Source organism: Flavobacterium panacagri, from assembly GCF_030378165.1.
Lineage (GTDB): Bacteria > Bacteroidota > Bacteroidia > Flavobacteriales > Flavobacteriaceae > Flavobacterium > Flavobacterium panacagri.
In genome coordinates this window covers 5679054-5694104 of sequence record NZ_CP119766.1, presented here as the reverse complement: position 1 = coordinate 5694104, position 15051 = coordinate 5679054, and the positions used below count along the sequence as shown (strand labels likewise).

Genomic DNA, 15051 nt, shown 5'->3' with positions numbered 1-15051 from the left:
TATACCTAACAGATTTTTAAAACCTGTTAGGATATAAATAAATTAAATCAATACAAATTATGAAAACAATTCCGAGAAGAGTCGTAACAGGTTTACGAAATGGAAAATCAATAATAGAACAAGATCATATCGTAACCAATGTTTCGGAGCATTTTCCCGGTTTGATTATTTCAGACATTTGGTCAACAGACAGTTCGCCTGCACAATTTGAAGAAAAAGAAATCGAAAACACTGCTTTTCCGAATACACCAAAAAATGGAAGTTACTTTCGGTACGTACAAATTCCGCCCGATAAAGATTTAGGAATTGTTGCACCAGAAGGACAGCCTCATCCATTAATGCATCAAACGGATACTTTAGATTATATCGTGATTTTAGCAGGCGAAATTTATCTCATTGTAGACGAAGAAGAAACATTGCTGCAGGCTGGTGATATTGTAATTCAAAGAGGAACCAATCATGCGTGGAGCAACCGTTCCGATTCTCCTTGTATTCAATTGGCAGTTTTATTAGACGCTGGAATACAATAAAAAAGAAGTTGGAGAAATTCATTTCTCAGATTTTTTTAAAATAATTATACTTTTCTAAAGACATTTTCTGCTTTGTCTTTAATTCTTTGTTAAGCGCTTTTTTCTCTAAATAACTTCAAAAAAAATCTTTTTATAAGAGAAGGATTGTTATAGAGTAAAAAGCGCTTTGTTTTTTACTGCAAATACATCAAAAACATATTTTAAAGCTAAAGTTGGGTTTTAAATGTTAATAATATGTTTTGTTTTAAGGTGGTTTTATTAATGTAAACGTAACCTTTTCGACCTACCCTCATCTTTAATTTTGGAGACATATAAGAAGAACTCAATACTTTGTATATGTCATTTTTTACAGAACAGGATTATTATCAACACGAAATCGGAAGAATGGCTTCGTCTGGCATTTTTCATTTGATTATTCATGCCAAAATAATAAATCATGTATAAGAAGTTTACAGACGAAGAACTTGTTGACTTACTAAAGTCTGGCAAGGATAAAGCTTTTGATGAACTTTATTTTAGATACCGCGATATACTAGTTCGTTTTGTATATCTCAGAATGAAGTCGGTTGCTATTTCCGAAGAAATTGTTCAGGAAGTTTTTACCTCTATTTGGGAACGCCGTAAAACCATTGTAATTCAGAAAAGTTTTGCTGCTTATATCTACACTTCAGTGCGTTATATGACTTTGGATTATATCAAATCGCACGCTGTTTCTGATCAATACATACAAGAAGTTTTAGAGAAAAATACCGTTTCTTACGGCAGTCAGAATGCAACAGAAGATGCTGTTTATTATGAAGAACTGCAAAAAGCAGTAGATAAAGCAACTATGCTGCTGCCAAAGAAATCCAAAGAAGTTTTTATTCTCAGCCGTATCAAACATTACAGTAATAAAGAAATTGCAGATGAACTTAACGTGTCGATTGAAACCGTAAAGTATCATATTACTTATGCGTTGAAATTTATGCGCACTTATTTGGGCGAATTCAATTAAAAGGAAACTTCAAAATGTAAGGTGCAGCTTTTTCTTAACAGAAGCGTAACCTACAGCGCCTACCCCAAACTACGATTCCCAAGACTTACTATTATAGACATAAAGAAATTATAATGCCTGAAAATTCAAATAACGAAATCAAAAATTTTTTAGACGGAAAGTATTCTCCAAAAGGACAAGAAATGTGGAATAAATGGTACGACCGTACAGATGATTTTTTTGAAAATATGGAAGCGATTCAATCGGATCGTTCAAAACTAAAAAAAGAATTACGACAGATAAAGAAAACAAACCAAGTGATACCGCTTTATTATAAAAACTGGGCTGTGGCAGCTTCTCTAGTTTTCTTAATCGGATTATCGGTGTTTTTTTACCAATCTTCAAGCTCAGTTGAAAATGCACAATTGGCTGTAAAACTGGGAGAACATGCACAAATAACTTTAAGTGACGGAACGCAGATCTGGTTAAATGCGGGAAGTATTTTAAAATACCCAAAAGAATTTAAAGGAAGTACAAGAGAAGTTTTCTTGAGTGGCGAAGCTTTTTTTGATGTGGCCAAAGACAAAAAGCATCCCTTTATAATTCATACCAATAAAATGGATACCAAAGTGCTTGGAACCAGTTTTAATGTTCAGGCTTATCCAGAACAGACTACACAGGAAGTTTCGGTTTTAACTGGAAAAGTAAATGTCAAATCGACGGTTACAGACGAAAATGTATATGTAACTCCAGGCCAAAAAGTGGTTTTCAAATCCCACAATAATAAGCTTCAGGCTTTTAAAGATATTCCGGTAAATACTATTTCGCTTTGGCGAAAAAATATTATGGTTTTTGAAGAAACGCCTCTGCCAGAAGTTGTTGCAACCATAAACCGCAATTATAATGTGGCAATTGAAGTCAAAAACAAAAATCTAAATGCTTTAAAGATAAGTGGCTATTTTAAAGAACTTTCTGCTGATCAGGTCATTGGTTTGGTGTGCAACATCATCAATGCCGATTACAAAATGGATTCAGGAATTTATAAAATAGAGTAAGTCTTTAGACATCAAAAATAAAACTACGTAGCATCCTTAAATAAACAAAAACAATCAACTAAATCTAAAAATTATGAATGAAAAACAAAAGCGGTATGCCCAAAAATCTCAGAGCATAAAGGCAATAGGAATGAAGTTATTCCTGTTTATGACTTTGTTTTTTGCGACGCTTACAGTAAACGCCGGAAATGTTGACTTTAACAAAAGAGTGACATTAAAAGTTGAAAATGAAAGTATAAAAAATATTTTTCAAAAAATAGAAAATCAGGTTGATGTGCATTTTATGTACGAAAGCAGCCAAATCAATACCAATCAGAAACTAAGTTTAAAATTGAGCAATGTAACGTTGGAACAGGCGTTGGATAAAATTTGCGGTGTTGCACTTCGATATGAAATTGTGAGCAATAATATCGTGATCAAGAAAAACCTAAAAGTAGCCGATCAGAACAAAATTATTATTTCTGGAACTGTTTATGGCGGAGACGATAATATGCCACTGCCAGGTGTTGGAATTAAAGATAAAGGTTCTAATGCAACAGCAGCAACCGATTTTGATGGAACATTTAAAATGGAAATTAATGCAGCAGAAGCTACACTTGTTTTTTCATACGTGGGCTATGTTACGCAAGAAGTAAAAGTGACAAGTACACAAACTATTACAGTAAAATTAGCAGCTGATGTAAAACAGCTTCAAGAAGTAATTGTAATGGGATATGGAAGTGTGAAGAAGAATGAGGTTCTAGGAGCTGTAGGTTCTGTTTCTATGAAAGAAACTTCAAGCAGAACATACAATAACGCTGGTGAATTATTGCAGGGAACTGTTGCAGGTGTTACCGTTATTAATGATGGTGGTGATCCAACTGCTTCGCCAACAATCAATATTCGTGGTATTGGATCTTTAAATGCTGAAACACCGTTAATTGTTTTAGACGGAATTATCTATAGCGGTTCTTTAAATACTTTGAATCCAAATGATATTGAATCGATCAGTGTTTTGAAAGATGCGGCTTCTGCAGCGATTTATGGAGCTAGAGCTTCTGGAGGTGTAATTTTAATCACTTCTAAAAAAGGAATTTCAGATCGTATCAATGTAAATGTAAACTATCAAGGTGGTTTTCAAAATGTAGCCAAAAAACTTGATGTTTTAAACGCTGCAGAATATGCAGATGCTATGAATATCGCTAGAGATAACGCAGGTTTACCAAGAATCCCTGCTTTTGACACAGCATTTGAACCAACTGCAAGAACGACTAAAACCAACTGGATGGATGAAATTTTCCGTACAGGACAAGTTAATGATTTATCACTTTCAGTAAATGGAAAAACAGAAAAAACGAATTTCTTTCTTTCTGGAAGTTACAGAAAAAATGAAGGTATTTTGCTGAATACTTACGGAGAACGTTATACAGTGAGAGCAAATTCTTCTTTTAAACTGGCTGATAATTTTACTATTGGAGAAAACTTATCATACTCTTTAACAGATGGTCAGACTGCAAATACAGCAAATGCTTATACAGGAGCAATTTTAGCAGCAATTTTTTATCCGCCAAATGCAACAATTTATAGAGAAGACGGTTCTGGGCAATTTGGTGGTGTTCCTGAGAAATATATTGGTTCTTATGGAGACGTTGTGAATCCAGTAGCTTATCTGAAAAGATTAGACAACAAAAATCCAATTTCTACCATTTTGATTAATCCTTATGCAGAGTGGGAAATTGTTCCAGGGTTGAAAGTAAAATCAAATTGGGGTTATACTAGAATTCAGGACAATGCAAGCGATTTTACGGTTAAAGTTACAGAACCGGGAAAAATATTTGATTTCAACAGATTAACTCTTAAAAACATAACGACAACCGATTTATTAAGCGAGCAGACTATTTCTTATGAGAAATCATTCGGGAAACATAATTTAAAAGCTTTAGCAGGTTATACTTATCAGGAAACTAAGAGAGATTTCTACACGATTGAAGGAACTGGTTTTGATAACGAAGATCCATCACAACGTTATTTATTGAATGCCAAATTAATTCAGCAGACAGCAGCAGGAAGATCAGATGAAATTATTTCTTCTTATGTAGGAAGAATTAATTATGACTTCAACCAAAAGTATTTGCTTTCTGGAATTGTTCGTCGTGACGGAACTTCAAAACTTTTACAAGATAACCGTTGGAAAGTATATCCTTCAGTTTCTGCAGGTTGGTTAATTTCTGAAGAAAGTTTTATGAAAGGTATAGAACCAATTGTAAGCAATTTGAAATTACGTGCAAGCTGGGGACAGATTGGAAACTTAGGAAATCTTGGGCCATATCAATTTAGTGTGCCTTTGGTGCAGAGTCAGGCTTTAATTGGTGCAACGCCAACTATTAATTACGGTTACGCCGAAAGCGAATTATCAAATCCTAACTTGAAATGGGAAAGTTCTGAACAGACTAACATTGGTTTAGATTTTACCATGCTGAACAATAGTTTAGTAGGATCTGTTGATGCTTACGTAAAAACAAATAAAGACATGTTGGTTCGTGATCAATTGCCAGGAGTTTCGGGAACACCGCAAGGAAGAATTGTAAATTCTGGAGATGTTGAAAATAAAGGTATCGAGGTAAGTTTAACATACCAAAAAACGCGTGGCGAATTCAAATTTGATGTAACTGCAAACGCTGGATTTTTGAGTAATAAAATTGTTTCTATTAAAGACGATTTAACTTCTTTAGAGCCTTTAAACTTAAGCAGAGTTCGTAGTTTGCCTTTAGCTAATATTTATCAGGTTGGAAGTCCGGTAGGTGCTTTCTATGGGTATGCAACAGACGGTTTGTTCCAAAGTGATGCTGAAGCAAAAGCTTATGTAAATAAAGATGGTGTAGCCTATCAGCCAAATGCTGTTGCGGGAGATATTAAATTTAAAGATGAAAATGGAGACGGTGTGATCAATAACAGCGATAGAGTAGTATTAGGAAGTCCGTTTCCAAAAACAACGTACAGTTTAAATGCTAATTTCAGATATAAAGGATTCGATATGAATATCTTTTTCAACGGAGCAGCGGGTAATAGTGTTTTCAATGCTGTAAAACATACAGGTTTAAACGCTTCTTTCCCAGGATATAATTTATTGGCTGATTCTAAAGATGCTTGGTCGCCAACGAATACCAATACCAATGTTCCAGTTCTTTCTTCAACAGACAACAACAATAACTTTGGTCGTATTTCTGATTTGTTTATTGAAGATGCTTCTTTCTTAAGATTGAAGAACGTTTCGATTGGTTATACCGTTAAAGAAAGCTGGTTGAATGGAAAAGCGAAATTGAGATTCTTTATTTCTGGACAAAACTTATTTACCATCACTAAATATTCTGGAATGGATCCAGAGGTTGGACTTAGAAATTTTGGAATGGATTTAGGAAAATATCCGCTTTCACGTATTTATATGACAGGTGTTAATGCCACTTTTTAAAAAACAAAAAACAATTACAATGAAAAAAATAAGTCTTTTATTATTGAGTTTTACGCTTTTAATCGGCACTTCAGCTTGTGAAAGTGAACTTGATGTTATACCGCAGGGAGCTCCTTCAAGCGGGAATTTCTGGAAAACTCCAGCAGATGCAAAAGCAGGAGTAAACGCAATCTACGCTTTGTATTCTGATGATAATATGTACGGCCGTGGTTTCTTTTGGCTGAATAATGCCAGCGATGACATTGGAACAAAACCAAGACAAAATGCAGAACGTATTAAAAACTTTATTGTAGATGGAGCAGAATCAGATACTAAAGATATTTGGAGAATCCACTACGAAATCATGAAAAGATGTAACGATGTAATTCGAAACATTCCAAATATTCCTTTGGACGAAAGTACTAAAAACGGAATGTTGGGTGAAGCTTATTTTAATCACGCTGTAATGCATTTAGAATTGGCTTATCATTATGGAGACGATCGTGCAGGAATTCCAATTCAGGATAGAGAAAATTTCACGAATGTTTATGTTCCTCGTGCAAAAAATGTGGCTGAAAACTATGCTTACATTGCTGCCGATTTAATTAAAGCTGCCGACTTATTACCCTACTTCGATCAGCTTACGCCAGACAATTATGGACGCGCTCACAAAACTGCAGCTTGGGCCTATTTGGTACGTACGTATTTGTATGCAAAAGATTGGGACAATGCTATAAAATATGCGAATATGATTGTAGCAAGCGGGAAACACAAATTGCTGGATAATTTTGAAGATGTATTTAAAATCAGCAATAACTGGTCTACAGAATATATTTGGGCAGTGACTTCAAGTGCTCAAAATACCTCGCTGGGATCTATTTTTCCTGGAGTTTGTTTAGAAGATAAAGGCTGGGGAGTTTACAACGGCTGGGGAAATTTTTATCCAACAAAAGAATTGTTTGATACGTACGCTGCAAATGATAAAAGAAGAAGCGCTACGATCCTGCAAAAAGGAGACAAGTTTGTTTATTTTGGACAAGAAGTAACTTTTAACGAAGGAAACCACATCGTAAGTTCTAGTAACAGAACAGGTTATCAGTTTAAAAAATATATGGAGCCGTTCAGTTATCCAAAAACAACATCGGGAGCAGTTGATATTCGTTATGTAAACGCTAATGGAGATAAACCTTCAACCGCTTTAAATGTACCTCTTTTACGTTATGCAGATGTGATTTTGATGTTAGCGGAAGCGAAACTAATGAAAGGCCAGAATGCCGATACAGAAATCAATATGATTCGCCACCGTGCAGGTTTGACCGATCTTTCTGGAGCAACCTTAACCGATTTAAAAAGAGAAAGAAGATGCGAATTGGCGGGCGAGTGGACAGACCGTCATTTCGACTTGGTGCGTTGGGGAGATGCAAAAGAAGCTTATGCCAAACCATTGCACCATTATGATGGAAGCGTTATTTATCCTGCTCGTAATTTTAATCCTGCTATTCACCATGTTTGGCCAATACCGCCAGATGAAATTGCAGTTAGCAAAGGAGCTTTGACTCAGAATCAAGGCTGGTAATCAATAATTTCATTGTGTTTTTTTAGTTTTTTTACGCTGCAGTCTTTGTCGGAAGACTGCGGCTGTAAAAAATTATTAAAACCTTTTTTGTTTTTAGAACATACCAAAAAGGAACCTACGCCTTTTTGATATTTAATTTATTTTCCATGAAAAAAATAATCACCCTTTTTTGCCTTCAATTTTTCTTAACCACACAAGCACAGGAATACAGCTCTTCTAATATTCATTCACATAATGATTACGAAAGCAAACTGCCATTTTATGGTGCTTACTCTAATGAAACTGGTGTTATTGAAGCCGATGTTTTTTTAGTGAATAATGAGTTGTTTGTGGCGCATACTTCAAAAGAAATTGCTTCTTACAACACTCTAAAAAGCATGTATTTGGAACCGCTTTCCAATAAATTAAAAACTTTGGAAGGAAAAGCGTATCCAAGTAATAAACCTTTGATTTTAATGATTGATATTAAGTCGGATGCTGATTCGACTTTAAAAATGATTGCACAGCAGTTAAAAATGTACCCAGATATCATTTCGAATAAAAATATTAAAGTGGTCATTTCAGGAAACAGACCTTTGCCCTCTCTTTGGACAACGTATCCGAATTTTATTTATTTTGATGGAAGATTAAACGAAAATTATACTGCGGATCAATTAGCTAGAGTTGAAATGATCAGTGAAGATTTACATGAAATTACGGTTTGGAATGGTAAAGGTGCTTTGACACAGCCCGATTCTGAAAAAATCCAAGCTACTATCAAAAAAGTGCATGATCAAAATAAGAAGATCCGTTTCTGGGCAACGCAGGATAATGTGAATACGTACATGACTTTGATGAACCTAAAAGTTGATTTTATTGGAACTGATAAAGTTGCTGAATTGACACAGTTTATCAATAGCATTAAAACTACATTTTATCAAAATACAGAATTTCATGAAGCTTATATTCCTAAAAATTCTTTTAAAAGCAAACGTCCAAAAAATGTAATTCTTTTAATTGGAGACGGAATGGGATTAACGCAAATCTATTCGGGTTACACGGCAAATAAAGGGCAATTGAACCTTTTTAATATTTCAACTCAAGGATTTTCTATTACAAATTCATTTGATAGCTATATTACTGATTCGGCTGCTGGAGGATCTGCAATGGCAACAGGACATAAAACCAATAATCGCTTTATAAGTGTAGATGAAAAAGGAAAAACACTTACATCGCTTACAGAACAATTAGTTAAGAGAAACTATAAAACAGCCATTATTTCAGCTGGAGATATTACAGATGCTACTCCAGCTGCGTTTTATGCACATCAGCCGGAAAGAAGTTTAAGCGAACCTATTGCAAATGATTTCTTGGCAAATCCTTCTGATATTTTAATTGGTGGAGGCCAAAAAGCATTTACAGCTCGAAAAGACGGTAAAGATTTATCTAAAGTTTTAAAAGAAAAAGGCTATACATTTTCGGATAAATTCGCAAGTTTAGATACCATCAAAAATAACCGATTTGTTGTTTTGGAAGATGCTGCAGTGGTTTCGATGAAAAATGGAAGAGGAGATTTTTTAACCCAATCTTTAGCGAAAGCTACTAGCACTTTTTCAAAAACAAAAAATCCGTTTTTCATTATGGCCGAGGGGGCACAGATTGATTACGGAGGACATCAGACTGACGTTGAATATGTAGTTCGCGAAATGCTTGATTTTGATAAATTGGTTGGACAGGCAATGGAATTTGTAGACAAAAATCCTGAAACACTTTTAATTGTAACTGCCGATCACGAAACAGGCGGATTATCTCTAATTGATGGAAGCATCGAAAAGGGATATGTTCACGGAAGCTTTAGTACAAACGATCATACTTCAATTCCGGTTCCTGTTTTTGCTTACGGGCCTGGAGCTGATAAATTTATGGGAGTATATCAAAACACAGCAATTTATTATAAGATAATGGAATTGCTTTCGACAAAATAATATTGTATTTGAATTAGTAAAAACCGCAATTTTAAAAATAGAATTGCGGTTTTTTTATTGTTTTTAATTTACTTGTGAAAATAAATGAAATTCTTTTTTTGATTGCATTTGTCTAAAGCAATTTTGATCCTCAGCCAACTAACACATAATGACTTTGTATTTTGTAAATTTTGACTTTTAAGAAGCATTTTCTTCCTGTGAAAAATGGATTGATAATCTTAAAATTAATGAAACAGTAAAAAATAAAAATTAAACTTCTTTCATTATTTTTTTGCTGTTTAAAAGTTTTAGTTAAAGATTATTTTTCTTCTGATAAATTGAAGAAAAAAAGTACCATTTAAGTTTTCGAACTAATATAAAATTACAAGAAAAATCTTTAAATATTAAACTCTTAAGAGTCTACTTTAAAAAATATTTTTTAAAAGGGAAAAATTTCTATTTTGCTTGTTAAATATGATAATATTTTAATTTTTTATGTAAATAAATAAGAAATGATGAAAAATAATTTTATATTTTTTTTGATAATATAATTGCGAATTTTGTAGTCAATTATAACTTGTAAATCAATTAGTTGTGCGTTTTTTGTGTTAAAATAAACCTAATTGATTTTGTAATTCATTGAAATATAACAGGATACTACAGGACACTGTGAGGGTCGCTTCTGGATAAATTTGGTTGTAACTAATTAACTAACCAAATTGAACTTTTTATGAAAAACAAGCTTAGATTTTTGCTTGTGACAGCGCTATTTGTGCTGCTTGGCACGACCGGCTATTCACAAGAAAAAAAGATTACAGGAACAGTGAGCGATCCTGCCAAACTTTCGATACCAGGAGTCAATGTTATTGTCAAAGGAACGAACAGATCTGCCAGTACTGATTTTGATGGGAAATACAGTATTGTTGCTGCATCAGGTGAAACATTAATTTTTTCATTTGTGGGATTTGTCAAGCAGGAAATCAAAATTGGCGAGGCTTCTACTTATAATATTTCCCTTGAAGCAGAAAGCGCAAACCTAAACGAAGTTGTTGTAATTGGTTACGGAACGCAAAAGAAAAAACTGACCAGCGGTGCGATCTCTGGAATAAAAACCGAAAGTTTTACAGAACGTCCTATTTCGAGAATCGATCAAGGTTTAATTGGACAGGTGGCAGGTGTGCGAGTGAAGCAGACAACTGGTTTGCCGGGACAGCCTTTTAGTATTGAAATTCGTGGAGCAGGTTCTATTACAGCAGGAAATGAACCTTTGTATGTGATTGATGGATTTCCAATTTACACCGAAGGCTCTAACAGCAATGGAGGATTTTCAAACGGAAGTCCGTTAGACAATATGAATCCAAATGATGTGGCTTCGATCGAAGTTTTAAAAGATGCTGCCGCAGCTGCGATTTATGGATCCCGTGCTTCTAATGGTGTAGTGATCATTACCACAAAAAAAGGAAAAAAAGGGAAACCTAAATTTACGTTCAATACTTACGGAGGCGTTAATAAAGAAGCGAACAGAGTTGATATGCTGACCGCCGAAGGATGGATTAAACGCGCCAAAACAATGATTGATTCACAATGGGTTGGTTCAGGAATTGCTGGAGCTTCGGCAAGTCAGACCACAGCTCAGAGAATAGCAGCTTACAATGCTGTTAACCCGACAACCCCTCTTACTACAGCCAACACAAGATATTTTACCTATTTGTATGATGATAGATGGGATATGCCAGGACATCCTGGATTAGATTATATAGACTGGCAGGACAAAGTCTTCCGTACAGGAGAGTTCAGTAATTATCAGTTGACCGCTTCAGGTGCTACAGATGCTGTAAACTATTATGTTTCTGCAAACTATCAAAAAAACACAGGATACATTGTGGGAACTGATTATTCTCTTTTTTCGGCAAGAGCCAATGTTGATGTTAAATTATCAGAGAACTTTAAAATGGGAATCAATTTAGCGCCATCATATTCTATTAAAAACGATCCCGGAGTAGAAGGAAAAGATAATACTCTTTTTAAAGCGCTTACAGCAACTCCTGTTTTTGAAAGTGCTTCAAATGCTAAAGGAGAGAAATACACCACGCGCTATGCTTGGGGAAGTAGTACCACAAATATGCTGAATGCTTTGGCAAGAACGGGAAGAAATTCTATGTACAGAAATTTAATTTCTGGATACGCGAGTTATCAGTTTGCAAAAAACTTTAATTTAAAAAGCACTATCAACTTTGATAACTCAGACAACGTAAATGAAAGTTATACTCCAAATGATGTCCTTGCAAGCATTAGAGGAGCTTACAATACCTACAGAAGACAAAATATCGTAAATGAAAATACTTTGACTTTCGATAAAACTTTTGGTAATCATTCTATCAATGTGCTTTTGGGAGAATCTTTCAACTCGTATGAAATTACCAAATCAACAATGTCTTCAGGAGCGCTTTACAGCAGTTCAAGTATTGAAACATTGCCTGCAGGATCAATTGGATCAACTACAGCAGAAAAGAATACACTGCTTTCTTATTTTTCTCGTCTTCAATACAATTACAAAGAAAAATATATTTTGGCAGCCAGTGTTAGACGTGATGGTTCTTCTAAATTTGGTTTAGACAGAAGATGGGGAACTTTCTCTTCTCTTTCATTAGGTTGGAGAGTAAAGCAAGAAGCATTTTTACAAAATGTAGATTGGTTGACGGAATTTAAATTACGCTTCAGTACTGGTATAAACGGAAGCAATAATATCGGAAGTTATGCTCAATATGCAACTCTTGGCCAATTCTACTATTCTATTGGAGGAGCAACGGCTGTAGGGCAGGGAGCAACTTCTATCCCAAATCCTTCTTTGCATTGGGAAGAATCAAAAAGTGTGGATTTTGGATTGGATTTCGGAATAATAAAAAACAGACTTACCGGAACCTTCGAAATGTACAGAAAAAATAATAATGAATTATTATTGCGAGTTCCAATTCCTAGTAATTCTGGATTCCCAACATTCCAAACTAATATTGGAGAAGTACAAAATCAAGGATGGGAATTTGAGTTGAACTCATTAAACGTTAAAACACCAAGTTTTGAGTGGAGAACTTCGGCCAATATTAGTCATAATGAGAACAAAGTTTTGGCTTTAGGGCCTGATCAAAATAAAATTGAAATTAGTAATGCTTTTGACGGAGGGATTCCTTTCATAAAATTAGAAGTTGGAAAACCTATGTATACGATTTTTGGACTAAAACAAAATGGTGTTGTAACCCAGGCAGATATTGATGCCGGCGGTACTACCATTGGAGGAAATAAACTGGTGCTGGGAGATCCAAGATATGTTGATCAGAACGGAGATAAAAAAATCAATTCTGAGGATCGTGTAGATTTAGGAAATCCAACTCCAAAATATACGTGGGGAATTACTAATAATTTTAAGTATAAAGATATTGATCTAAGTGTTTTGGTACAGGGACAAAATGGAGGTACAGTGTACGGATTAACAGGACGTGCAATCGATCGTACTGGAATGGGATCTGTAGAAAACTCTCTAAATGTCGATCCAGCTGTACGAGGAAATTGGAGAACTTCTTTTGGATATCAGGCCAATTCTGACTGGCTGTATCCATCAGATTATATTTCCATCAGAAGTATTTCTATCGGATACAATTTAAGACAAGCTTTAAAAGGAATTTCAAGAATTGACAACGCGAGATTGTATGTAACAGGCGAAAACTGGTTCTACTGGAACAAGTACAAAGTTGGTTTTAATCCAGAAGCAGTAAATACTTCGGCAAGTTCAAGCAGTGATTTTGCTGTTCCAGCGGATTATGGTGGAGCTCCACTGGCAAAATCTTTAGTTATAGGACTTAATATTAATTTTAATTAAGCAGAAAAATGAAAAAATATATATTTATAGCGGCAGGTGTTTTACTATTAATGTCACAGTCATCCTGCACAGAGGAACTGACACAGCTGCCATTGTCACAGGGAACAATTGAAAATTTTTACCTTACTCCTGGTGATTTTGTTCAGGCAAGAAATGCCACATATTCTGTAGCTTTTCATGGTTTATCAGCATATGGTTATGCAAACAGATTGATGAATTTAAGCGAAACGCGATCTGATAATTTAATGGCGACTACTACGGCTTCAAGAGACTGGGAAGGAATTAATAGTTTTTATACCTCTATTAGTTCCAGCACTTATGTGAAAGAGGCCTATATGGCAAACTATAACGCAATCTATAAAGCGAATCAGTTGCTGGAAAAAATAAATGAAAAAGGGGATGCTATTTTTACCGTGCCAGCAGATAAAGCTTCTATGGTAGCTGAAGCTCGTTTTTTAAGAGCATTTTGTTATTTTGATTTGTTAAGATGGTTTGGGCCTGTGTCGTTAATTGATAAAACAGTGACCGCCCAGGAAGCATCCAAAATACCAAGAACTGAAGTCACAAAAGTGTACGATTTGATTATTTCAGATTTGCAGCTGGCTATTCCAGATTTGAGTCCGTCCTATGATAATGCTAATTACGGAAGAGTAACAAAATATGGAGCAAAAGCTTTATTAGCATTAGTATATATGACCCGTTCAAGTCCAACTTATGGAATTGATGGTGCTATGTTGGGATTAAACGAATGGGATAAAGCGTATAAAGAGTTAAACGATATTAAGTTAAGTGGTTTATATGCATTAGGCACTGATTACGAACCGATCTTTAAAACAGAAGGAAATGCTAATAAAGAAAATGTATTAACAATTCCATATACGCAAAATATTTCGACTTCGGTTGGAGGAAATTTTATGGTAGAATTAGGTTACGAACCTTATTTTGCTTCGTTAAACTTGTCAGCGCAGGGAGCTTTAGAGGCTCGCCCTATCTCTACAGGTTTTATGAATATGTTTGCTGCGACAGATAAAAGAAAAATTGCTGGAATTGCGACAAGTTATACAGTAGCGTCAGGTACCTATAAAGGAAGTTATACGCTTCCGGTTTTCAAAAAGTACATTGATGCATCAAGATACGGAAATGGTCGTGAGGATTGGGGAGTTGATTTTATGGTAACCCGTTATACTGATGTTTTAATGCTGATGGCAGAATGTACCTTGCATGGCGGAGGCGGTTCTCAGGCTGAAGTTGACGATATCGTGAACAAAGTGAGAACAAGAGCAGGTCTTCCTGCAAATGCTGTAAATATTACTTTAGACCAATTGTTTGATGAAAGAAGAAAAGAATTTTTTGCAGAAGGCACAAGATGGTTCGATTTAATCAGATCTGGAAAAGCAGTCACTATTATGAATGCTTGGAGAATTGCTGAAGATACTGAAAACAAAATCAGGACTATTGATAATAATTCATTGTTATATCCAATACCGCTTCAGGAATTACTTGCAGTTCCAGGGCTTTATAAACAAAATCCTGGCTACGATTAATAAATTTTTGCCCCAAAATTTTTATTATTTATTTTTTGAAGGAAGCTGTCTTTTCAGACAGCTTTTTTTCATTTTCGCGATTAAATGAACAAGAAAATACACGTTTCTCAAACATAACAGAATGAACGA

Annotated in this window: 8 protein-coding genes; all 8 read left to right on the top strand. The window is 34.9% G+C overall.

Going from position 1 to position 15051, the window contains the following annotated elements:
• Positions 1 to 59: 59 nt before the first annotated feature.
• Entirely contained in the window at positions 60 to 530 is a 471-nt protein-coding gene (locus P2W65_RS24105) for a cupin domain-containing protein (RefSeq protein ID WP_289662137.1), read from the top strand.
• Between the two features lie 436 nt (positions 531 to 966).
• Positions 967 to 1524 (top strand): RNA polymerase sigma-70 factor, encoded by a 558-nt coding sequence (locus P2W65_RS24100; protein WP_289662135.1) that lies wholly within the window; start codon positions 967 to 969, stop codon positions 1522 to 1524.
• Positions 1525 to 1637: 113 nt separating this feature from the next.
• A complete protein-coding gene (locus P2W65_RS24095) occupies positions 1638 to 2558 on the top strand; it encodes a FecR family protein (protein WP_289662133.1) in 921 nt (306 codons plus the stop codon).
• 130 nt (positions 2559 to 2688) lie between these two features.
• Entirely contained in the window at positions 2689 to 6006 is a 3318-nt protein-coding gene (locus tag P2W65_RS24090) for a TonB-dependent receptor (protein ID WP_289662131.1), read from the top strand.
• 19 nt (positions 6007 to 6025) lie between these two features.
• On the top strand, positions 6026 to 7561 hold the full coding sequence (locus P2W65_RS24085) for a RagB/SusD family nutrient uptake outer membrane protein (protein ID WP_289662129.1): 1536 nt from the start codon (positions 6026 to 6028) through the stop codon (positions 7559 to 7561).
• Between the two features lie 146 nt (positions 7562 to 7707).
• Complete coding sequence (locus P2W65_RS24080; RefSeq protein ID WP_289662128.1) at positions 7708 to 9525, top strand: alkaline phosphatase; 1818 nt, start codon at positions 7708 to 7710, stop codon at positions 9523 to 9525.
• Between the two features lie 709 nt (positions 9526 to 10234).
• Positions 10235 to 13378 (top strand): SusC/RagA family TonB-linked outer membrane protein, encoded by a 3144-nt coding sequence (locus tag P2W65_RS24075; RefSeq protein WP_289662126.1) that lies wholly within the window; start codon positions 10235 to 10237, stop codon positions 13376 to 13378.
• Between the two features lie 8 nt (positions 13379 to 13386).
• The gene (locus P2W65_RS24070) at positions 13387 to 14922 is read left to right on the top strand and encodes a RagB/SusD family nutrient uptake outer membrane protein (protein ID WP_289662124.1); all 1536 of its coding nucleotides are present in this window, start codon (positions 13387 to 13389) and stop codon (positions 14920 to 14922) included.
• Positions 14923 to 15051 lie beyond the last annotated feature (129 nt).

Excerpts from the sequence above, each read along its gene's own strand:
- P2W65_RS24105 (WP_289662137.1), top strand. The coding sequence starts at position 60 with ATGAAAACAATTCCGAGAAGAGTCGTAACAGGTTTACGAAATGGAAAA.
- P2W65_RS24100 (WP_289662135.1), top strand. The coding sequence starts at position 967 with ATGTATAAGAAGTTTACAGACGAAGAACTTGTTGACTTACTAAAGTCT.
- P2W65_RS24095 (WP_289662133.1), top strand. The coding sequence starts at position 1,638 with ATGCCTGAAAATTCAAATAACGAAATCAAAAATTTTTTAGACGGAAAG.
- P2W65_RS24090 (WP_289662131.1), top strand. The coding sequence starts at position 2,689 with ATGAAGTTATTCCTGTTTATGACTTTGTTTTTTGCGACGCTTACAGTA.
- P2W65_RS24085 (WP_289662129.1), top strand. The coding sequence starts at position 6,026 with ATGAAAAAAATAAGTCTTTTATTATTGAGTTTTACGCTTTTAATCGGC.
- P2W65_RS24080 (WP_289662128.1), top strand. The coding sequence starts at position 7,708 with ATGAAAAAAATAATCACCCTTTTTTGCCTTCAATTTTTCTTAACCACA.
- P2W65_RS24075 (WP_289662126.1), top strand. The coding sequence starts at position 10,235 with ATGAAAAACAAGCTTAGATTTTTGCTTGTGACAGCGCTATTTGTGCTG.
- P2W65_RS24070 (WP_289662124.1), top strand. The coding sequence starts at position 13,387 with ATGAAAAAATATATATTTATAGCGGCAGGTGTTTTACTATTAATGTCA.